Origin of the sequence: Methanobacterium sp. (genome assembly GCF_016217785.1) — an archaeon.
Taxonomy (GTDB): Archaea; Methanobacteriota; Methanobacteria; order Methanobacteriales; family Methanobacteriaceae; genus Methanobacterium.
Genome location: NZ_JACRGA010000010.1, coordinates 76,523 through 96,588, shown reverse-complemented (window position 1 = coordinate 96,588; position 20,066 = coordinate 76,523). Strand labels below are relative to the sequence as shown.

The window sequence follows — 20,066 nt, the reverse complement described above, 5'->3', positions numbered from 1 at the left end:
TTGTGTGCTGTTGGTTATGTTTACATTGTTGATGATGGTGTTGATGCTTGTTCCTAGCCATATGGCTTGTGCGGAGTTGTTTGTGATGTTTAGGTTTTTTAGTGTGAGGTTGTCGCTGTTACTGGCGTATATGGCGTAATTATATGCTCGTATGTTGTTGTTGAATGTGAGGTTTTCTATGGTGGTGTTGTCCGCATTTTCCAACTGGAAAACAGTTCCACCATTGTTAAAGACATTAACATCAAAAACAGTTCCACTAATATCTTGAATATAGATACCATTGATGTTGTTTTCAACACGGTTGTTATTGATGGTGGTTGAAGGATTGTTGTATCCTAATAAATGCATTCCCCATCCCTTATTGTTAGAGATATTGTTGTCTTCAATTAGAACATTTCCCCTTAAATTAGCGTATACTCCAGTACCTGTGCTTCCAGTTAGGTTGTTGTTGGTTATGGTGGTATTTGCGCTGTTTGCGTCGTCCATGGTTATGTGTATTCCTTCTTGTGTGGCTTGTGTGATGGTGACGTTGTTTATGGTGATGTTTTTCAAGTAGGTATCATAGTAATCGTAGTCTTCTAGGATTATTCCATGTCCTTGGGGTTGTGTGATGGTGGTGTTGGTTATGGTGATGCCGTCTAGGTTGCTGGTACTGGTTTTTTGTATTCCATGGTTTTGTGTGTTTGTAATTGTTGTGTTATCTATGGTAATGTTGGTGTTGGTGCCTGTGAGGTAGATTCCTTGTTGTGCTGTTTGGTTGATGGTGGTGTTGGTTATGGTGATGTTGTTGTTGGTTCCGTCGAGGGTTATGGCTCTTTGGATTCTGTATCCGGTGGTGCTTTGTGTGGTTGCGTCATCAAAGGTTGTGTTGGTAATGGTGATGTAGTGTCCATTGGTTATCCAGATGGGGTATCCTGCGTTGTTTTTGATGTTCTCTTGGAGGGTAATGGGGTTGGTTTCTTGTCCTACGTTTTGTAGGTAGATTCCGTTTCTGTTTTCTTGTATTGTGTTGTCAGTTGTGAGTGTTATTTGGTTGTTGTTGGCTCCGTTGATGTGGAGTCCATAGAAAATGTTGTCTCCTGCGCCGTATCCGTTGTGTGTGATTGTGTTGTTGGTTAGGGTTAGGTTTCCTCTGGTTTGGAGGTATATTCCGTGGAAGTTGTTGTGTGTGATTGTGTTGTTGGTTATGGTGGTATTTGCGCTGTTTGCGTCGTCCATGGTTATGTGTATTCCTTCTTGTGTGGCTTGTGTGATGGTGACGTTGTTTATGGTGATGTTTTTCAAGTAGGTGCCATAGTAGACGTAGTCTTCTAGGATTATTCCATGTCCTTGGGGTTGTGTGATGGTGGTGTTGGTTATGGTGATGCCGTCTAGGTTGCTGGTACTGGTTTTTTGTATTCCATGGTTTTGTGTGTTTGTAATTGTTGTGTTATCTATGATGATGTTGGTTAGGGTTCCGTCGATGTAGATACCCTGCGCAGTAGGCGCATTGATAGTTGCACCGTCCACAGTAATGTTGGTGGAGGTACCGGTCATTTGAACTCCTCTTTGACAGTTGTTAATGGTAAGGTTGGCAATGGACACATTAATAGTTCCAGCAACCAGAACTCCCGCAGAATTTGTTGCCCCCGTCAATTTGAAACCAATAATACTCGAATAAGCACCCTGGCTGTTAACTGTAATCACAGGACTGCTAGCCGAAGATCCGCTAACAGTTACCTGACCTGTACTCTGCACAGTCAGGTTGGTCTTGTTAACCACTACATTTTCATTGTAGGTGTAAGCACTTCCTCCCTCATCATAAACACTTATAATGTCCCCACTTAGAGTTGATTCATTGTTTATAGCATCCTGAATGGAAGTATAATTATATGTCCCTCCAGGGCCTACGGTCCAATCTGCCGCTGAAACAGTACCCAAACCAAGTAAAAGAATAGCTGCTAAGGTAAGAATGAACGGTAAAGTGTACTTTTTGATAAATTTTTTAGATCGGTTTGTATTAGATAGGTTTAGTTCAGTTCGTTTTTTGTTCACGTTCTTTTTCACCTCCCTTTACATTTTTTTATTATGCATCACTGCAATTGCAGTCATGCATAATTGTACTGATCCCAATTATAAAGTTTACTAAAATTTCTATATTTTCAATTTCGTAAGAGCAAAATTCTACCAATTTTACATGCATAGAAAATCTACGATTTTCATAATGTTCGTTAATTATCGTAGGATTTAGTTAAAAAGTACATATTATACTTCACCAATAATCACATCAAAATAAAAATAATATTAATAATATTCTACACAAACCTTCTGGCATGAGCATTGATTATTCAATACACATAAGGAGGTTATCTATGAACTTTTCTATGAAATATTCAAAATTATCAATAATTCCCCCATAATATTTTTCAAGAGTGAGGGTATAGATGAACCCGGATAGAGTAAGTACAAATGTTGCATGGTCTATTTTACTGTCAGGGAGGTTTTTTTCTATATATTCAGTGAACTGTTTGAAAAATAATGCCATATCATGCTCAAATTTTCCACTTTTATCATGGAGGGTTAAATCATAAATCGCGAGATTTTCTTCCATTAACCAAGCATAATCTTTAATGAAGGTTTCTAAAAAATCTCTTGGAGTTTCATATAGTTTGTCGTGAAGTATTGAATCAAACTCTCTGTGCATTTTTTCATGCCCTTGATTTATAACTTCTTCAAAAAGATCTCTTTTACTTTTAAATCTTCTAAATAAGGTACTATCATTAAACCCTGATTTTATTGCAATATCTCTAACAGTAGCACCTTTATATCCTTTCTCTGCAAACTCTTTTAAAGCAGCGTCTAAAATTTTCTGTTCAGTTTCACTTTTCATTATATCACATAAAATATCTTACAGAATTATTTAATAGGTAAAAATCACATCATTATCAATTATTTTAAAAATTCTTATTAATCTTTTGATTGGTTAATTTTTTAAATGATCTCAAAATTTTAAATGATCTCAAAATAATGATTGAAATTACAAATAATATAATGATTTAGCTCCCTAGATTTTTTGTGAAATTTTAAATATTTATATTGCCTATTTTCTTTGTTTTTAGAGGTTGTCATGTTTTGATGGTGAAAATACAATTTTGTTTTTGATATAATTAATTTTAAATGGCATATCAATCGTGAATTTAAATAAAAGTGTTAAATAGTATCATTGCTGACAAACATGAACACCATTTAAATATCGATGAGAATAACATGAACATTGAAAAACTACTCAAAAAACCCATTAAAATGAATAATAGCCTTAATTATGAAAAAAATCATTTGATAATAGCCCTAATCATGAAAAAAAAGTTATTTAGATAATAGCCTTAGTCATGAAAAAAAGTCATTTAAAAAAAAAATAGTGGATGAAAAAGGTAAAAAAATAAGGCTCTATTTATGGGCGTAGTAGAACTTGAACTTCCCATCTTCTTTCTGGTCCAGTCGGGCGAATCCAATCCTCTCTAACTGTACCACTTCACCTTCTTTTACACCTTTCAGGGTTGACTCTGCAAATCCTGCAACAAGTAATGCATCAGACATTACCATTTCAGTTTCAACTGCACCTTCCATGGGCACCCATTGCACTATCCTGGCCTTTGAGTCCCGGGCTTCATCAATTCCATCACTATGGTACTTTGCCTGACCATCCTGGAAGGTAATGTTCACTGCACCCATTAACCTTATTACCTGATCTGCCTGTGCGGGTATGTCCTTCTCATCCAGGTAGACTTTTCCATTAAATTCCAGGCTACGCATTCCCCGGTCCAGGTGGTCCGGGTGTAATGGTCTTTCCACGGTTCCCAGTAGTTTCTCTGGCACTCCCTTAATTTCAACTGGATGTGGGTTTTCCACCATGAAGTAGCGGTTGGCTTTTTCTTCCAGGAATGCACGGTTCAACCCATAGATCTTCTTCCAGGTCACGGTGGAGTCTGCTATTTTCACTCCGATCTCCATCATCAGCTCCCGGATTGCTTCTGCCTGTATACCCCTCCGGGCAATGGCACGGATGGTGCCCAGGCGGGGGTCGTCCCAGCCACTGTAGGTGCCTTCTTCTATTCCTTTCCTGGCCTGTGATGTGGACAGGCGCACGTCATCCATTTTAAGCCTTCCGTAGTGGATGAACTGAGGAACTTCCCATTCCATGTGGTGGTAAAGGTACTCCTGTTTTTCACTGTTGGCCAGGTGGTCCTTACCCCTTAGAACATGGGTCACACCCATGAGGTGGTCATCCACTGCCACTGAGAAGTTCATCATGGGGTAAACCCGGTACTGTGAGCCAACACGGGGGTGCACATCATCCACCACTCGCATGGCCACCCAGTCTCTTATGGCCGGATTTTTATGTTCTATGTCGGTTTTAACCCGTAGAACCATTTCTCCTTCATCTGTTTCTGGCATTTTCTCCCATAATTTCAGGTTCTCTTCCACTGGTGCATCACGGTGGGGGCAACTTTTAGAAGAATCTTTAAGCTCCTTGAACACATTTCCTGGACAGGTGCACATGTAGGCTGCACCTATTTTAATGAGTTTAAGTGCATGTTCATAGTAGATCTCCATCCGGTCGGACTGGATGATCTCTTCATCCCACTTGACACCCATCCAGTGCAGGTCTTCAGGTATCATCTGGTAACTTTCAGAGTCAACCCTACGAGGGTCTGTGTCCTCAACCCTAAGGATTAACTTACCCCCGTATCGTTTCCGGTATTCCTGGTTTAAAACTGCTGCCCGTGCATGTCCTATATGTAGGGGTCCGGATGGATTTGGTGCAAAACGTAGTACTACCTCACCTTCCACCTCAGGCAGGTCAACTAATCCCTTGACCTTCTCCACTTTCTTCTCCTGATAACCACCCAATTCTTCCAGTTCCTTGGTCTGAACATCCACAGGCATCTTGTTGATGGCTCCAACTATCTGTGCTGCGGTTTTAGAAACTTGCCCTGCATCCTGACGGTACTCGGGGTGTTTGCTCATTATCATCCCTATAACTGCTCCGGGCTGTGCCTGGCCTCCGTGTTTAGCTGCATTGATAAGAGCGTACTTTCGAATGATTTCTTCCAGTTTCTCCATTGATAATCACTTCATTTTTTTGGTCGTTTTTATGAGACCAGTGAAATTTTATTCGCTTAAAAAATATTTGCTGTATTTTACTAAAAATTATTCTGTATTTTACTAAAAATTATTCTGTATTTTGCTAGAATTCTGTATTTTGCTATTCTGTATTACGCTATTCTGTATTATGTCTAAAAATTATTTGCTGAATAAAAAATAAGGGGGAATAATTAAAAAAATAATAATTTAGAGGTTAGTGGCTGCGTTCCAGTACAAAGTCAGCTACACGCAGGAGGGATTCCTTGGCTGGGCTGTCATCCAGGATGTCCAGTAACTTTTTGGCCTGGTTAACATCTTCCTGTGCCACCTTCCATGCGTAGTGTATGGAACCGTATTTTTCCAGGATATCCATTGCCTCAGAAACATTCTCATCACCATCTTCTTTAAGGATGGTGAGTAATCTTTCCCTGTCATCAGGTGTGGCCTGGCTTAGGGCGTGCACCACCAGTAGGGTCATTTTACCCTCTACTATGTCACTGCCCACTGGTTTTCCCAGATCCTCTTCACTGCTGGCCACATCCAGGTAATCATCCTGTATCTGGAAGGCCATACCAATCAAACGACCATACTCAGCCAGGGCTTCCACCTGTTCTGGTGTTCCCCCACCCAGTATGGCTCCTGCTTTGGTGGCTGCGGCAATGAGTGCTGCGGTTTTCTTGTAGATCATGGTCAGATATTCTTCTTCCCGGACATCAGTGCGCTCGGCAAATCCCATATCCATTGCCTGGCCTTCGCAGATCTTCACACAGCTATCCACCACAGTGTGCAGTGCCGGTAATATTTTCTCGGGTGCAACACCATCTTCCTCACTTTTGAGGACTGTGGAGAATGCCTTGGAGAAGAGGGTGTCCCCGGCCAGGATGGCCATGGGTTCCCCCCACAATACGTGTACTGAGGGTTTTCCCCTTCTTTTCTCATCCTGGTCCATGATATCATCATGAATCAGACTAAAGGTGTGGATGAGTTCCACGGCAGCTCCGGTTTTCAGGGCGGATCCAACTGGCCCTCCCACTGCTTCTGAGCTCAAAACCACCAGGGATGGTCTAAGTTTTTTCCCACCGGCTTTAACCAGATGTTCTGATGCCTGTTGGAGTGCTTCTGGGTCCACTGTTTCCAGGGCCATGGTTATCTCCTGATCTATGTCTGCAGAGTATCTTTTGAGGATCTCGGTTACTTCCAGTTTTACTTCCATTAAACTCCTCCGTTGAAAACCTGTGCCTGTCCATTTCTTAGTACGTGAATATCGTTACCCATCTTGTATCCTTCTTCCTCGGCTAGTTCGGTGTAGGCGGCTAGCATTTCCAGGTCACCGTGGGATGGTATGATATGCTCGGGTTGGAGCATGCGTATGAAGTCACGGTGGTCTTCTCTGCCTGCGTGGCCTGACACGTGGGCGTTAGTATAAATTCGTGCCCCGTTACCTTTTAAACGTCGCTCCATGAGGTTTCGGTTTGCGGCGTTGGTAGGGTTGGGTATGATTGGTGCGCTGATAACCACGTTATCACCCTGGGCCACGTTGAAGTGGGTTCTTCCACTGGCTATTCTGGGTAGTAATGCATCAGGTTCTCCCTGGTGTCCGGTGGTTACCAGTATGTAATCAGAGCGATTCTCCTCAGCACGGGCAAGTGCCCGGTTCACTGATTTAGGGCTGCCGAAGAGGCTTGCACCGGCAGGTAGGTTTAGAATTCCCATTTTTTCAGCTATACTCCCGAATCGTTCCATGGATCTTCCCAGGAGGAGGATCTTCCGGTCGCTTTCCTGGGCAATGTTACATATAGCCTGGATACGTTCAATATGACTGGAGAATGTGGTTACCAGTAATCCTTCATTGGAAGGGAGCATGTCCTTCATTATGTCTTCCAGGACTATTCGTGCCACTTTCTCAGAGTGGGTTTTCTCCTGTTTGGTCTCGGTCATTCTGGTGGTTTCCACAATTAATGCCAGGACTCCCTGCCTTCCCAGTTGCCTTAAGCGTTCGTAATCCGGGGGTGGGCTGAGCATCATATGATTGTCGAATTTGTAATCATTGGCATAGACAATAATACCCTCTGATGTGTGCAGTACTGGATGTACTGCCTGGGGTATACTGTGGGTGGTGTGCACAAATTCCAGGGTTATATCAGGGGAAAGCTGCATTTTCTCTCCAGAGTTTAATACCTGCAGAGGATTGGAAACCTCGAATTTTCGTTCCTGTTTTATACTGTTTTCCACCAGTGCCAGGGTGTAGGGTGTTCCAATGAGGGGTGCGTCATATCGGTGGGCTAGTTTAGCAACTGCTCCAATGTGGTCCAGGTGTCCGTGGCTGAATACTATGGCCCTCACCTTTCCATCCACATCCTTCATCAGGGTGTCGTCAGGGATTACTCCCCTTTCAATGAGGTCCAGGCTGTGCATACGGGCTATGTCGGTGTCTTCATGGATGTGGATCCTGTCCAGGTTGATTCCCATGTCAAATATAACTACATCATCCCCCACTTTAACTGCGGACATGTTTTTGCCCACTTCTTCGTATCCTCCAATGGCGATTACTTCCACACTCATAAGGATGACCTCCTTGCATAAATTTTTGTTTCATAGCCCCTTTCCTGGAGCCATTCTTTAGTTTTTCCCTGGATTACCAGGTCCGTTTTTTGCAGTTCTTCTAATTTGGATGCTCCCACCAGGAACATGGCCACTCGGATTTCTGCCAGGAATTTTTGGAAGAATGAAAGCAGTGCTTCCCCACCAAGGTATGATGCTTTGAGAACTGGTAATGCCATTCCCACAGCATCTGCCCCTAAGGCCAGGGCTTTGACTGCTTCTAATCCGTTTCTTATCCCTCCAGAGGATATTACTGGTATCTGAACTGACTGGCTGACTTCCGCTGTGCTTGCTGCGGTGGGTATGCCCCAGTCCCAGTAGAGTTCGCCCATGTTTTTATCACGGGATCGGTAGGTTTCTACTGCTGCCCAGCTTGTTCCTCCGGCTCCGGCCACGTCGATGGCTTTAACACCTGCATTTTCCAGTGCCCGGGCGTCGTTTCCACTGATACCTGCACCGGTTTCCTTGGCTATCACTGGTATGTTCATGATTTCCACGGTTTTCTGGATGTTTTCCAGGTATCCTCTGGTGTCCAAATCTCCCTCGGGCTGGATGGCCTCCTGTAGTGGGTTTAGGTGGATGGCCAGTGCATCCAGGTCCATCATTTGGCTTGCCTCGCGGGCTTGTTCCATCTGAGGAGCCCCGATATTACCGATTAGTAGTGCATCTGGAGCTTCTTCACGGGCCACAGTGTAGGTAGATGCCAGTTCCGGGTTTTCTACTGCTGCTCTCTGGCTTCCGAGTCCCATGCCTATGTTGAGTTTTTGTGCTACTTGGGCCAGTTTCTGGTTTACTTTTGTTGAGGAGGGGTGTCCTCCGGTGATGGCGGTTATTATTAGAGGCGCATCCATATTTTTCCCTAATAAGGATGTGGATAAATCTATTTCTTCCTGGTTTACTTCAGGAAGGGCCTTGTGGACAAGTTCCACATCTTTAAATCCTGTTTTTTTATGGTATTCCACATCGCTGTGGGTACATAATAGCAAATGCTCTAATTTTCTATCTGAAATCATAATCTCTTCCTTTTCGTCTAATTCTCACTTTTTTACTATTTCTAATTGTAATTCCTTCTTTTATTCTCTTGAATATCGATTTTTAATGATTTATGCTCTTGAATCTATTTTTACTCTTGAATCAATCTTTGATTTTTTTATGAACTCTTTTATGGGGGTTAAATTCTTTCTTTGCTAATGATTTATGCTCTTGAATCTTACTAAGGAATTCATATTCTTGATTTTTTACTAATGAGGTTTATAACTCTTGAATTTTTACTCTTGAATCTTTATTAATGATTTTATACTCTTCTGAATATAATCTAGAATTCTGAAATGAATTCTTATTCCTAATTGAATTCCTTTTTTTAATGATTTATAATTTCAATGAATTTAATACTCTTAAATATAATTCTGTATTTCGGTAATGAATCTTATTCGTGAATTGTTCTTTTTTTAATGATTTACGATTTTAAATGATTTATACATTGAGTTATACCTATTTTATTTCCAATGAATTTGTGAATTTGAATTTGATTAAATCAGGGGAGTGAATAATTGTATTGGATATGTGTCTTTATGGTGTATTGGATATGTGTCTTCATGGTATCAGGGATACTATCTGTATTTATGATATCTGTTCAGGATTATTTGCGGATAATGGTTCCCCTGACTTTTTCCCCCTTCAGGGCACTTTCCAGCAATCCTTCACAATCGGCATTGATTATTTCCGATTCTATTCCTTTATCAGCCAGTTCCAGTAGTTCTGCCAGTTTTCCAGCCATTCCCCCGGTTACATCAACGGTTCGTGCTCCCTCCAGGAATTTCAGATCCTCCAGGGAATTTACCACTTCCAGAAGCTGGGCCTGGGAATGTGTTTTGGGGTCGCGGTCGTATATTCCATCCACATCTGAGCTCAGTATGATCCTCTCAGGCTTCAGTTTCTCCGATAGGTAATTAACCAGCTGGTCACCGGATACCACGGCCATCTGAATACTTTCATCGGTATCCAGGACCACATCCCCGTGTAGGACTGGTACCAGTCCCATTTCCAGGTATTTTTCCACTATTTCCAGGTTAGCCGATTTGATCCGCTTATTCTCGGTTGTTATGAATGATGATGGTGGTACTGCCACTGCTGGAATTTGATATTTCAACAGATAGTGACATACGAAATGATTGAGAATTTTAACCGAGTTCTGGGTTAGGGTGAATCCTATTTTTTTCTCTTGGAGTTCTTCTGTGGAATTGATGGGGCTGCCAATTTCATATTTCCTGGCGTGAAGATGACCGAAACTGCCGGCTCCGTGGATTATTATGAGTTTCCCTATATTTGCCCGGGCTATTTCCTGGGCTATACGATCCAGATTAACCGGGTTCAGGGTGGGTTTGGTGGCATCTTTGCGGGTGATTACACTTCCACCCAGTTTCAGGATAATCATAATACACCACACTTCATCATAATACACCACACTTCATCATAACACCATTCATTTGAATTATAATTGCGGCCTCTGTTACTCACCAGGTCACCCCTTTTGATGATATTCCAACCTGGAATGCGTTTTCAACTGATTCAAGTTCTTCCAATACTTCCCTAGTTTTCCCGGGACAGTATGCTATGATACTACCCCCTCCACCTGCCCCGGTTAGTTTGGAACCCGTGGCTCCTGCACGGCGTGCGTGGTATACCAGGCGGGATAGTTCGGTGGTGTTAACTCCCAGTGCATCCAGGAGTCCCTGGTTGATGTTCATCAATTCACCTACCTGTTTTTCCTCTCCTCTGGTGATGGATTCCCGGGCCTGGTTGGTCAACTTTTCCATGACATCCAGGAGGGGATTTATTATGGTGGGGTGTGCCTGGCGGAGTTTGCGGACTCCTTCCACCAGGATCCCGGTGTTACCGGGTTGTGAGGTGTAACCCACTACCAGGGGCATTTCCAGGGCTGGTTTTATTCTTACTGCTCCTCTTTCACGTGTGAAGTAGAGGAATCCTCCCAGGGTGGATACCGTGGTGTCCAGTGGGCTTGCTGCTCCCTGAACTTCTAATTCAACCTGATGACCCATCTGGGCCAGGTTTTCCAGGGATAGTTCCTGGCCTTTGTAGCGTGCTGCTGCGGCCAGGGTGGCTATAGTGATGGCAGCGGATGATCCCAGTCCTGCACCGATTGGTATTTCCAGGTTCACGGTTATATCCAGACCATGGTCCAGTGATGATCCTAGATCTGTTTGAGACAGTGCACTCTTGATGAATTTCATTATCCCGACATCCGTGGTGCCGGGTTTTTGATCCACCTCGCCTTCACTGTTTAATTGACTTACATCACCAGTTTCTGTATTTATTACACCGTAAACGTTCAATTCAGGGATTTTCACCTGTATGTGATCGTTGCTTCCTTCACGGATGGTTACACTGGCTCTTTTATCAACTGCCACTGCTATGGCGGGTTTTCCGTAGACAACAGCGTGTTCTCCAAAAAGAATAGCCTTGCCTGGTGCAGATGCCCTGACTGTCATTGGATTGAACTCCGTTCACTAAATCTGTCCAAATAATATTCTATCCTTACAATAATTCTATCACAATAACTCTATCCTTACAATAACCCCTTCCCTTAATATTTTTCCCTGAAATGATTATCTATGAGTTTTAATACCTGGTTTTTTGTATTTAATTTCATTATTACTATTTTTCAGACCATTTAATGTTTCAAAGAATTTAATGTACTTTTTTAAAAGATTTGATGCCCTTTGTTAATTAAATGGGGAGTCATAATTTAATAGATTATTTTTTTTATAATCTATAAATGGAAGTTTAAATGGAAGTTCAGATTTTAAGTTTATCTTATTCCACAATCATCTAGTTATCTTTATAATCCTATTCTAGTATCCGTTATATTCTATTTTCTAGTACCCTTTACATTCTATTTTCTAGTATCCTTTGCATCTATTCTAGTTTTTGTCCCATTGAACACTGCAGATACTATTTGAATACTGCGGAGCCATATCCCACCACGGAAGTGTAGTCTCCACTGGTATCGCCACTGGTGGCGTACTTTAGGATGCTGGCTTCATGGGCCCCCATACCCCTTGATGCTTCAATGGTGGCGGCCACTGGCCCGTAACCACACATGGTTACATTGAACTGCTGTATCCTTTGCATCATTTCCAGTTCATCCATGGCAGCAATGGATTCCAGGACTTTCTTATCATGTGCCTTGGCCACATCATGGGGCTGGTAATGGGTGAAGTCTGTGCTGGCAATTACCACCAGGTCCCGTTTCAGTTTACTTGCAGTGTGACTTATGGATTCTCCCAGTTCTCTGGCGGTTTCCAGGTCCTGCATCATCATACACACCGGGACCATCTGGAAATCCGGGCTGATTTCCTGGAGGAAGGGTAGTTGAACTTCACAGCTGTGTTCCTGTACATGGGCTGATGGATCATCATCCAGTAAGGGGTAATAGTTCAACAGTTCCTTAGCGAACTGGTGGTCTATTCCCACTTCTCCCAGGGGTGTTTGCCATGAGCCTTCAGTCATGGTGGAAAGTCCGGATCCAATACCGGTGTGGTTGGGACACAGTATAACCACGGTTTCGGGCATGCCGTCTTCTGCCAGTTCCAGGTAGGAGCAGGCAGCAATTGGCCCTGAATACAGGTAACCTGCATGAGGGGCTATTAATCCTTTAATACTCCTCTTATTCCCTATTTCCCCTGGTAGTCTACCGGGTCCTAATTTATGCTGGTAACACCATTTAATCCTCTTTCTCAATGAATCTTCATCTGATTCATAGAACATCCCTGCTACTGCAGGTTTTCTAATCATAGAAAATCCCCCGTTTAGCATATAGGTTTCTTATTACCTACTTTTACCAATTTTTTTTTAAGATTATTAAAGAGCTTTAATATATTATCAATCACTAAAGAGCTTTAACATTGTAAATTGGGAGTTATTATGAGAATTATGGGTTAATACCAGTCTAATTTTGATATTAATGGGGTAATAATTTGGATATTAATTGGGTAATGATTATTCAAGTGGTAGAATGTTACCTTGCACAGTGGTATCAAATTAACATCCCCTTGAATCAGGAGGGCATTACCATCATGGTGCTGATGAGATCTCCTCCCATGTAATGGGGGGATTGAATTAAATACTTCTTATAGGATAAATATCTTCTTATAAGATAAGATACCGTCTTATAGGACAATATACCACCTTATAGGATAAGATACCACCTTATAGGATAAGATACCACCTTATAGGATAAGATATTCCATGTTCCAAATGGGTGTAAACAAGGACGAATCGGCCTAGTATGTAAATCCATCTGAAGACGTGAACAGACCGTTTTTCATTTAGATTCTAAAATCATCCGGTTGTCCACAAATCCCATGTACCACAAATCCCATGTAATTTTAATATGCAAATCCAATGCCATTATCCATCAAATCATCCGAAAATCAAAGGGCCATTAACAGAACCCTTAAAAATTTTTAAGAGATCTGATGGAATATTTATGTTTAGGGGGTCCCTTTATGGGTTCCCCTATGGATTATACATTTATATTTTGAGTTCGAATTCTGATGGGAGAATATCCAGGTCCTCTTCAGGAGCCAGTACTTCTCTTTCCCGTAGTATCTGTCGGGCCATTAACCAGTATACTAATGCGATTGCTTTTCTTCCTTTGTTGTTTACTGGTATGACTATGTCCACGTTGCCCAGGAGGTTTTCTGTGTCACATAATGCCACTACAGGTAGTCCTATCTGTTTTGCTTCGATTATAGCCTGTGAGTCGCTTCTGGGGTCAGTTACCATTAACACTTCGGGTTCTATGAACTTCCCGTAGTTGGGGTTGGTTAATGTTCCGGGTATGAACCTTCCAGGGATGGTTCGGGCTCCGGTGAGTTCTCCGAATCTGCGCACTGGTGTCTGACCGTACTGTCGGGTTGACACTGCCAGTATGTCTCCTGGGTCGAATTTTGCCAGGAATTTGGCGGCTGATACGATTCTATCGTTGGTTTTTCGCACATCTAAGACGTACAGTCCATCTGCTCGTACACGGTATATGTAACGTTCCATGTCCTTAGTCTTCTGTTGTGTTCCTATGTGTAATCCTGCTGCTAAATATTTGTCTAATGGAATTAGTAGTTCTGACAACTTACCACCTCTATATATAAGTCCTTTCGTATTTCAATTATCTTAATAGTTAAATTTGAGGAAGTTTATCCGGTTAAGGTAACTTTATTTATCCTTTTTTTATGGGAAATTTCTTTTGATAAATCTGCATAAGGGGGGTTTTCTTTTAATCCTGGTATAATAAAATTTTTTTTAATATGGTAGAAATTTTATCCCCCAATTAGTAGAATGGATTTATTCCTCTTTTTTTTACTATTTGGAATTTGATTTTTATTCTTCTTCAACTTTAACTGCTTCGTTGGGACATACGTCCATGCAAACTTCGCAAAGGCTGCAGTCTTCCTTATTTTTTACTACGATTTTGTCGCCTTCTAAGATCAGTACTTCCATGGGACATACATCCACACATTCAGCACAGTCTGCTCCGTCGCAGTTATCGTGGTTGATTGTTATTTTAACCATTTGAAGATTCTCCTTGAATTATAAATTTATTTTCCACATCCCTAAGGTGCGTGTGAATATTAATTCTTAAACATTTAATGGGTAATTTTTACCAATTAATGGACGTTAAACCCACTGATGAACTAAAAACCCACTGATGAGCTATTTTTTTAGCCATCCGAATATTTTCAAACTATATCCCGAACCTCATAAAATTCCTGATTTCATTACACAGGTAGAGATGGTTTTTGATATTACCAGATGATATCTGCCATCTGGGGGTTGCTCATTTCCTCTTCGATACGGATGAGTTCGTTGAGTTTTGCTATTCTTTCCCCGCCCAGTGCCCCGGTTTTGATGATGGGACAGCTCCAGGCTACTGCCAGGTGGGCTATGGTATCATCGGTGGTTTCACCGGATCGGTGGGATACTACTGGTACGTACCTGTTGGTTCGGGCCAGGTTCACAGTGGCGTAGGTGTCACTGAGGGTTCCGATCTGGTTGGGTTTGATGATTATGGAGTTACCTGCAGATTTTTCTATTCCTTCAGCCAGTATATCGGCGTTGGTTACGAATATGTCATCTCCACAGATTAAACATTTCCGACCGGCTTTCTTAGTTATGTCTGCGAATCCCTGGAAGTCTCCTTCTCGGATGGGGTCTTCAACAAAGAACATTCCGTAGGTGTCTATGATTTGGTTGACGTAGTCTACCTGTTCTCCGGTGTCCCTTTTAACTCCTTCTTTTTTGTAAACGTATTTTTCAGCGTCAGCATCCCAGAATTCACTGGCGGCCATGTCCAGGCATGGTTTTACCAGCACACCAGTCTCGTCAGACACTTCCTCACAGGATGAGGCCTGGATTTCCAGGGCTTCCTGGTTGGTGAGGTTGGGTGCCCATCCTCCTTCGTCTCCTTTTCCACCGGTGAATAGGGAGTCTTTGGCTACAATTTTTTCCCTTATTCTTTTGTGTACAGCGGCATTGGTGAACACTGCTTCGGTGATGTTTTCCGCACCCACTGGCAGGACCAGGAATTCCTGGATGTCAGGGGCGTTACGACCGGCGTGTGCTCCTCCGTTGATCATGTTTCCCAGTGGGTAGGGTATTGCCGATGGCATGTTACCCCCGAGGAATCTGTACAGTGGTAGGTTGTAGGATGCGGCTGCGGCTTTGGATACTGCCATGGATACTGCCACGGTGGTGTTACCGCCTATGGCGGATAAGTTTTCGGTGCCGTCAATTTCCTTTAAAACCAGATCTATCTCCTGAAGGTCCTCGGCGTCCATGCCGATGAGTTCAGCGGAGATTATATCCTCTACTTCTTCTATAATACCATCTACCCCTCCGGTGGGGAATGAGACCACTTCACGAACTCCGGTACTGGCTCCGCTTGGTGCAGCTGCCCTTCCGAATCCGTTCCAGGTGATTACATCCACTTCCAGGGTTGGGTTTCCTCTGCTATCTAAAATTTTTCTAACCCGGATGTCTTCAATAACACTATCCATTAAAAAACACCTCTTCAATAAAAAAATAGTGGTTTTTTAGTTCATTTGATTATATAATGATTCTTATCCTAATGAGCCCTACATGTAATATATAAACAGAATCTAATCTGTTTGCAAGGGCCGAACATCTAATGGGAGTACTTTTTTGTCAAGCTCAATAACTGCGATGTCAATTGTATCCATATCAGGGGTTACATCCACCATTGGCTTTGCTCCCATGGAAAGCTGTAATGCTCGGGCACCGATTAGTCTGGCCCTTTCAAAACGGTTTAATTTTTTACTTGCCATGGTTTTTCTCCTCTTCTTTTTATTTTGGTGAAATAAAATTTTTTTTAGTTAGATAAGAGTAATAGTAATGGGGCCGCCGAGATTTGAACTCGGGTCGCCAGCATTCCGGTGAATTGACCATCCCCGTTCCAGTTGTAAGAAATCCCCTTTGGGAATAAATTCCACTCTAGGTTAAAGAGAGAACTCTGTTCCTGGAAACTTCTTTCAATGGCTGGGAGGATGGACCATGCTACCCTACGGCCCCTACCAAACTTCTACATGGGCGATGAACATTCTCCGGCAACAGTACTTATTTAGTCCCAGATCATCCAGGACCTCTTTGGGATCCTCTCCCATTTCAGTCCTTTTCTGGAAATCTTCAAAGTAGGCTGATATTACCTTACCACAGCTCAAACATCTTACTGGAATCATGTTCTCCTCTTTTTACTATAAATCCTCATGTTATTTATAAATTTAGTATAAAATAATGGGGTTATGAATTTATCGGTAACTCTTCTGCCTGCGGGCTCGGGCACCGCGACCACCGTATTTTTTGGGTTCTGATCTTCGGGGGTCTCCTACCAGCATGGTACGGTCGTATTGACTGAACTTTTCTTTGAGTTCAATGTCTCCAGTCCACTGTACCAGGCCCTTGGCAATTACCATACGGGCGGCTTCTGCCTGTCCCATAACTCCGCCACCGATGACTTTAACATCTATGTCCACCTGGTCTATTAAGTCTCCAGCTAGGGTGAGGGGTTCGTTGATCTTCAAGCGTGCCAGTTCTGGGTCGTATAGTTCCACTGGTCGTTTGTTGATACGCACTCGGCCTTTACCTTCTCTGAATTTGCCCCGGGCGATGGCTGTTTTTCTTTTTCCACTAGTGTGAATAACCTTCTTCATAATTACACTTCCTCACTTAGAATTTGGCTCCGAGTAGTTGGGATATTCTTCCCAGTTCCACTGACTTGGAGATGTTTTTGGGCTGAGCTTCGTCTAACTGGCCGATTTCTTCGCTGGCAAATTCCATAGGTATTCCCACGTGAACTCGAAGACCCCTTAATGCTTCCCTTCCCTTAGGCTGTTTGTAGGGTAACATTCCCCTTACAGTTCTTCGGAATATGTCGTCAGGTCTGCGTGGGTATTTTGGTCCCATTCTTCGTGGGTTGGATATGCTGGCCCGGTCTAGTCTTTGTTTGTATTTTGCGTAGGCCCAATCCTTGTTACCAGAAATTATAATCTTTTCTGCATTTAAAACTGTTACCCGTTCCCCAGAGAGAAGTTTCTTACTGACTGTACTTGCCAGTCTTCCCAGGACGAGTCCTTCTCCATCTATTATCATTTTAACACCTTTATTATTGAATAATTTTTACTCCGCTTCCCTTTGGATTTTCTTCCAGGAGAAGGGGGATGTCCAGGCATTTGCCACCTGCACTTACAATTTTATCTTCTGCCTGCTTTGAGAAGTCCAGTGCTGCTACTTGGACTTTGTGGTCCATTGCTCCGCTTCCCAGGACTTTTCCAGGTACCAGTACAATTTCATCATCACTGGTGTATCTGTTTATTCTGGAAAGGTTAACCTCTGCCTGACTGCGGGTGGATTTTTCTAGCCTTTTAGCCAGGTTCCTCCAGAGAGGTGCTTCTTCCTGGCGGGCTTTTTCTTTGAGGATCTTTATGAGTTGGTTAATTTGGGGGTTAGTTTTCATAGTTAACTTCCTCCTTCTTCACAAAAAGTAACGATTTTATCAGCTTTTTCTGATAATATATCGCATGCTAAAGTTAGCACATCTATAGGAGATAGTGAACCGTCGGTTTCAATGCGGAAGATGAATTTATCCTCCACAATCTCTACGGTAATGGCATTGTTCTGGCAGTCCTTAACACAGGTCCTGCACATGGAACAGTTTTCCAGGTCCACCACCATTATCTGGTTATTTTTCTCATCAAATTCCAGGACATTTCTGGGGCATTCTTTCACACAGTCCAGACATGCCTCGCATTTATCCGGGTCTATCTTGATCTCAGGATAATTTTTGTAAGCACAGGTGGTGGTTGGCTGCCATTTAGCATGCTCCTCACCCAATCCTAACTGTGCTATAGCTTCCAGTTCCACTTCTTCTCCTTCTTTGAGTTTTACCAGTGGAATGGTGTCCAGGACAGGTTTTAGATTAGGGTCCTCTGATTTGAGATCCCCTGAATAGAGTGTTTTCGGTCCTTTACCTTTTAAGACTAGGGATACACTGCAACGGGAACATTGCCCTTCACAGTCACAGTCTTCTGCCAGTACCAGTGATTCCAGGTCTGTGGTGAGTGGTACCAGTCCCAGTCGGTGGGCCAATGCTTCGTCAAATATACGTGCATCGTTTTTTAAGAACTGCACAGATTCAATGGCCAATGTGGGTACTTCCACCATGCAGATCCGGCGCAGGGCATTGACCATACTAACATCCACACCATCCACGGTGAAGATTAACTGGTCATTTTCCCTGTTTTTAATTTCTATCTCCATTCTAGACACTTCGCGTTTTATACCCTTCTACCCCTTTTACCACCGGGTCTTCCTGTACCATCGTGGGGGATGGGTGTTACATCTTCAATCTTTCCGATCTTGATTCCGGCACGGGCCAGTGCTCGGATGGTTGCCTGTGCTCCAGGTCCGGGTGAGCGTGGTCCGTTTCCACCAGGTGCTCGCACTTTAATGTGCAGGCCTACTATTCCCTTTTCCTTTACATCATCTGCTGCTCGACTTGCTGCTTCCATTGCTGCAAAGGGTGATGATTCCTGTCTGTCGGCCCGGACAACTTTACCACCAGACCATTGGCTGATGGTTTCTGCTCCGGTAACATCGGTGATGGTGATGATGGTATTGTTAAAGGATGAGTATACGTTGGCTACTCCCCATTTTTCTTTCGTTTTTTCTGCCATGTTATCACCTTACCTCCTATTTCTCCTTCCTCTTCCTCGATATGAGTCCCTTTTTGGTCTTTCCTTTTTAGGTTTTTCCTTTTTAGGTGTTTCAGGGATTTTGAGTTTTATAACTGCTGAACCTGGATAGTATCCAATTAGTTCTTCTTCTCCTCTTTTTACCAGGTAACTGGGGGAGTCGATCTTCCGGTTGTTCATGGCGATGTGTCCGTGAACCACGAATACTCTTGCTTCTTTGGCAGTGTATGCCAGTCCTTTCCGGTGAACCATGGTCTGCAGTCGGCGGCGTAGCACATCTTCCACAGTCAGGTCCAGAACAGCTTCCAGTTTAGCGTTCTCGGGTAGTACACCTAATCGTATCAGGTGGTTCAGGAGTTGCTGTCTTTCCTGGGAGGTGTGTTCACTGGACATACCCAGAAGTTCCCTGGCATCTCTCCTGTACCTTTTAATCATGGTTTCGGCTTTCCAAACTTCTTTCTTGTTTTTTAAGCCGTATTTTTGTACTAATTTGTTTTCCTGTTTTATGCGGTCTGCATTCCAGGGGTGTGAAGGGGTATCGTATTGTTTCCTAGCCTTTCTTGGATGTCCCATGTTAATCGTCTCCTGACTTTATCCTCTTCTTCTCCTTCTAACTCCAACGGAGCTTCCTTTACGGAAGGTGGATTTGGTTCTCTGACCCCTTACTGGTAGTCCCACTTCGTGTCTTCGTCCTTTGTAACTTCGGGTTTTCTTCATCCTGTTGAGATCATCCCGGAGACACATCACCAGATCTGATTCTATGAGGTGGGTTGTCTGGCCAGTTTCATAGTCATTACGACGGTTAAGCATCCATTCAGGTATTATATCATTTTTAGGATTTTTCACAGCTTCTTCCAGGCGTAGGACTTCTTCATCTGGTAAATATCCTATTTTCTGGTTTGGATCAAAATCCATGGTGGTGCAGATTGCACTGGATAATGCCTTGCCCACTCCCTTTATATCGGTCAGGGCGTTTACTATGGTCTTGTTCCCGTTTACGTCTTTACGGGCGATCCGGACCATATGTTTGAAATCTTCTTCCATTTTAAAATTTCC

At 43.0% G+C, this 20,066-nt stretch carries 21 protein-coding genes and 1 tRNA gene; all 22 read right to left on the bottom strand.

Going from position 1 to position 20,066, the window contains the following annotated elements:
* Positions 1-2,034 (bottom strand): right-handed parallel beta-helix repeat-containing protein (locus HY987_RS05035; RefSeq protein ID WP_292756243.1); only part of this gene is annotated, 2,034 nt, incomplete at its 3' end.
* Positions 2,035-2,323: 289 nt separating this feature from the next.
* A complete protein-coding gene (locus HY987_RS05030) occupies positions 2,324-2,869 on the bottom strand; it encodes a TetR/AcrR family transcriptional regulator (protein ID WP_292756241.1) in 546 nt (181 codons plus the stop codon).
* A gap of 557 nt (positions 2,870-3,426) precedes the next feature.
* Entirely contained in the window at positions 3,427-5,103 is a 1,677-nt protein-coding gene (locus HY987_RS05025) for a glutamate--tRNA ligase (RefSeq protein WP_292756239.1), read from the bottom strand.
* A 235-nt stretch (positions 5,104-5,338) separates the two neighbouring features.
* Positions 5,339-6,337 (bottom strand): short chain isoprenyl diphosphate synthase IdsA, encoded by a 999-nt coding sequence (gene idsA / locus HY987_RS05020; protein ID WP_292756238.1) that lies wholly within the window; start codon positions 6,335-6,337, stop codon positions 5,339-5,341.
* On the bottom strand, positions 6,337-7,686 hold the full coding sequence (locus tag HY987_RS05015; protein ID WP_292756236.1) for an RNase J family beta-CASP ribonuclease: 1,350 nt from the start codon (positions 7,684-7,686) through the stop codon (positions 6,337-6,339). The genes idsA and HY987_RS05015 overlap by 1 nt, the downstream gene beginning before the upstream one ends.
* Complete coding sequence (gene fni, locus HY987_RS05010) at positions 7,683-8,738, bottom strand: type 2 isopentenyl-diphosphate Delta-isomerase (RefSeq protein WP_292756234.1); 1,056 nt, start codon at positions 8,736-8,738, stop codon at positions 7,683-7,685. Before fni ends, HY987_RS05015 begins: the two co-directional genes overlap by 4 nt.
* Positions 8,739-9,364: 626 nt before the next feature.
* The gene (locus tag HY987_RS05005; RefSeq protein ID WP_292756232.1) at positions 9,365-10,159 is read right to left on the bottom strand and encodes an isopentenyl phosphate kinase; all 795 of its coding nucleotides are present in this window, start codon (positions 10,157-10,159) and stop codon (positions 9,365-9,367) included.
* A gap of 79 nt (positions 10,160-10,238) precedes the next feature.
* The gene (gene mvk, locus HY987_RS05000) at positions 10,239-11,234 is read right to left on the bottom strand and encodes a mevalonate kinase (protein ID WP_292756230.1); all 996 of its coding nucleotides are present in this window, start codon (positions 11,232-11,234) and stop codon (positions 10,239-10,241) included.
* A gap of 463 nt (positions 11,235-11,697) precedes the next feature.
* Positions 11,698-12,540: an AmmeMemoRadiSam system protein B gene (gene amrB, locus HY987_RS04995; protein WP_292756228.1), complete on the bottom strand. Its 843-nt coding sequence runs from the start codon at positions 12,538-12,540 to the stop codon at positions 11,698-11,700.
* Between the two features lie 738 nt (positions 12,541-13,278).
* Positions 13,279-13,875 (bottom strand): 30S ribosomal protein S2, encoded by a 597-nt coding sequence (gene rpsB, locus HY987_RS04990; protein ID WP_292756226.1) that lies wholly within the window; start codon positions 13,873-13,875, stop codon positions 13,279-13,281.
* Between the two features lie 249 nt (positions 13,876-14,124).
* Positions 14,125-14,316: a 4Fe-4S dicluster domain-containing protein gene (locus HY987_RS04985; protein ID WP_292756224.1), complete on the bottom strand. Its 192-nt coding sequence runs from the start codon at positions 14,314-14,316 to the stop codon at positions 14,125-14,127.
* 233 nt (positions 14,317-14,549) lie between these two features.
* Positions 14,550-15,800, bottom strand: coding sequence for a phosphopyruvate hydratase (gene eno, locus HY987_RS04980; RefSeq protein WP_292756222.1), 1,251 nt, complete (start codon positions 15,798-15,800; stop codon positions 14,550-14,552).
* Between the two features lie 102 nt (positions 15,801-15,902).
* Positions 15,903-16,088 (bottom strand): DNA-directed RNA polymerase subunit K, encoded by a 186-nt coding sequence (locus tag HY987_RS04975; protein WP_292756220.1) that lies wholly within the window; start codon positions 16,086-16,088, stop codon positions 15,903-15,905.
* A 68-nt stretch (positions 16,089-16,156) separates the two neighbouring features.
* Positions 16,157-16,332: transfer RNA gene (locus HY987_RS04970), tRNA-Gln, on the bottom strand.
* Positions 16,332-16,499 (bottom strand): DNA-directed RNA polymerase subunit N, encoded by a 168-nt coding sequence (locus HY987_RS04965; protein WP_292756218.1) that lies wholly within the window; start codon positions 16,497-16,499, stop codon positions 16,332-16,334. The genes HY987_RS04970 and HY987_RS04965 overlap by 1 nt, the downstream gene beginning before the upstream one ends.
* Before the next feature lie 69 nt (positions 16,500-16,568).
* Positions 16,569-16,970 carry a 30S ribosomal protein S9 gene (locus tag HY987_RS04960; RefSeq protein ID WP_292756216.1) on the bottom strand — a complete coding sequence of 134 codons (402 nt, stop codon included), beginning with the start codon at positions 16,968-16,970 and terminating at the stop codon, positions 16,569-16,571.
* A 16-nt stretch (positions 16,971-16,986) separates the two neighbouring features.
* Entirely contained in the window at positions 16,987-17,409 is a 423-nt protein-coding gene (locus tag HY987_RS04955) for a 50S ribosomal protein L13 (protein WP_292756215.1), read from the bottom strand.
* 13 nt (positions 17,410-17,422) lie between these two features.
* A complete protein-coding gene (locus HY987_RS04950) occupies positions 17,423-17,773 on the bottom strand; it encodes a 50S ribosomal protein L18e (protein WP_292756213.1) in 351 nt (116 codons plus the stop codon).
* A 2-nt stretch (positions 17,774-17,775) separates the two neighbouring features.
* Entirely contained in the window at positions 17,776-18,576 is an 801-nt protein-coding gene (locus HY987_RS04945) for a DNA-directed RNA polymerase subunit D (protein WP_292756211.1), read from the bottom strand.
* Between the two features lie 17 nt (positions 18,577-18,593).
* Positions 18,594-18,992, bottom strand: a complete 399-nt coding sequence (locus HY987_RS04940) for a 30S ribosomal protein S11 (protein WP_004030362.1) — start codon at positions 18,990-18,992, stop codon at positions 18,594-18,596.
* A 9-nt stretch (positions 18,993-19,001) separates the two neighbouring features.
* Entirely contained in the window at positions 19,002-19,583 is a 582-nt protein-coding gene (locus tag HY987_RS04935) for a 30S ribosomal protein S4 (RefSeq protein WP_292756208.1), read from the bottom strand.
* An 18-nt stretch (positions 19,584-19,601) separates the two neighbouring features.
* A complete protein-coding gene (locus tag HY987_RS04930) occupies positions 19,602-20,054 on the bottom strand; it encodes a 30S ribosomal protein S13 (protein WP_292756206.1) in 453 nt (150 codons plus the stop codon).
* Between the last annotated feature and the right edge of the window lie 12 nt (positions 20,055-20,066).

Coding starts and splice junctions, on each gene's coding strand:
- HY987_RS05030 (WP_292756241.1), bottom strand. CDS start 2,869: ATGAAAAGTGAAACTGAACAGAAAATTTTAGACGCTGCTTTAAAAGAG.
- HY987_RS05025 (WP_292756239.1), bottom strand. CDS start 5,103: ATGGAGAAACTGGAAGAAATCATTCGAAAGTACGCTCTTATCAATGCA.
- idsA (WP_292756238.1), bottom strand. CDS start 6,337: ATGGAAGTAAAACTGGAAGTAACCGAGATCCTCAAAAGATACTCTGCA.
- HY987_RS05015 (WP_292756236.1), bottom strand. CDS start 7,686: ATGAGTGTGGAAGTAATCGCCATTGGAGGATACGAAGAAGTGGGCAAA.
- fni (WP_292756234.1), bottom strand. CDS start 8,738: ATGATTTCAGATAGAAAATTAGAGCATTTGCTATTATGTACCCACAGC.
- HY987_RS05005 (WP_292756232.1), bottom strand. CDS start 10,159: ATGATTATCCTGAAACTGGGTGGAAGTGTAATCACCCGCAAAGATGCC.
- mvk (WP_292756230.1), bottom strand. CDS start 11,234: ATGACAGTCAGGGCATCTGCACCAGGCAAGGCTATTCTTTTTGGAGAA.
- amrB (WP_292756228.1), bottom strand. CDS start 12,540: ATGATTAGAAAACCTGCAGTAGCAGGGATGTTCTATGAATCAGATGAA.
- HY987_RS04985 (WP_292756224.1), bottom strand. CDS start 14,316: ATGGTTAAAATAACAATCAACCACGATAACTGCGACGGAGCAGACTGT.
- eno (WP_292756222.1), bottom strand. CDS start 15,800: ATGGATAGTGTTATTGAAGACATCCGGGTTAGAAAAATTTTAGATAGC.
- HY987_RS04975 (WP_292756220.1), bottom strand. CDS start 16,088: ATGGCAAGTAAAAAATTAAACCGTTTTGAAAGGGCCAGACTAATCGGT.
- HY987_RS04965 (WP_292756218.1), bottom strand. CDS start 16,499: ATGATTCCAGTAAGATGTTTGAGCTGTGGTAAGGTAATATCAGCCTAC.
- HY987_RS04960 (WP_292756216.1), bottom strand. CDS start 16,970: ATGAAGAAGGTTATTCACACTAGTGGAAAAAGAAAAACAGCCATCGCC.
- HY987_RS04955 (WP_292756215.1), bottom strand. CDS start 17,409: ATGATAATAGATGGAGAAGGACTCGTCCTGGGAAGACTGGCAAGTACA.
- HY987_RS04950 (WP_292756213.1), bottom strand. CDS start 17,773: ATGAAAACTAACCCCCAAATTAACCAACTCATAAAGATCCTCAAAGAA.
- HY987_RS04945 (WP_292756211.1), bottom strand. CDS start 18,576: ATGGAGATAGAAATTAAAAACAGGGAAAATGACCAGTTAATCTTCACC.
- HY987_RS04940 (WP_004030362.1), bottom strand. CDS start 18,992: ATGGCAGAAAAAACGAAAGAAAAATGGGGAGTAGCCAACGTATACTCA.
- HY987_RS04935 (WP_292756208.1), bottom strand. CDS start 19,583: ATGGGACATCCAAGAAAGGCTAGGAAACAATACGATACCCCTTCACAC.
- HY987_RS04930 (WP_292756206.1), bottom strand. CDS start 20,054: ATGGAAGAAGATTTCAAACATATGGTCCGGATCGCCCGTAAAGACGTA.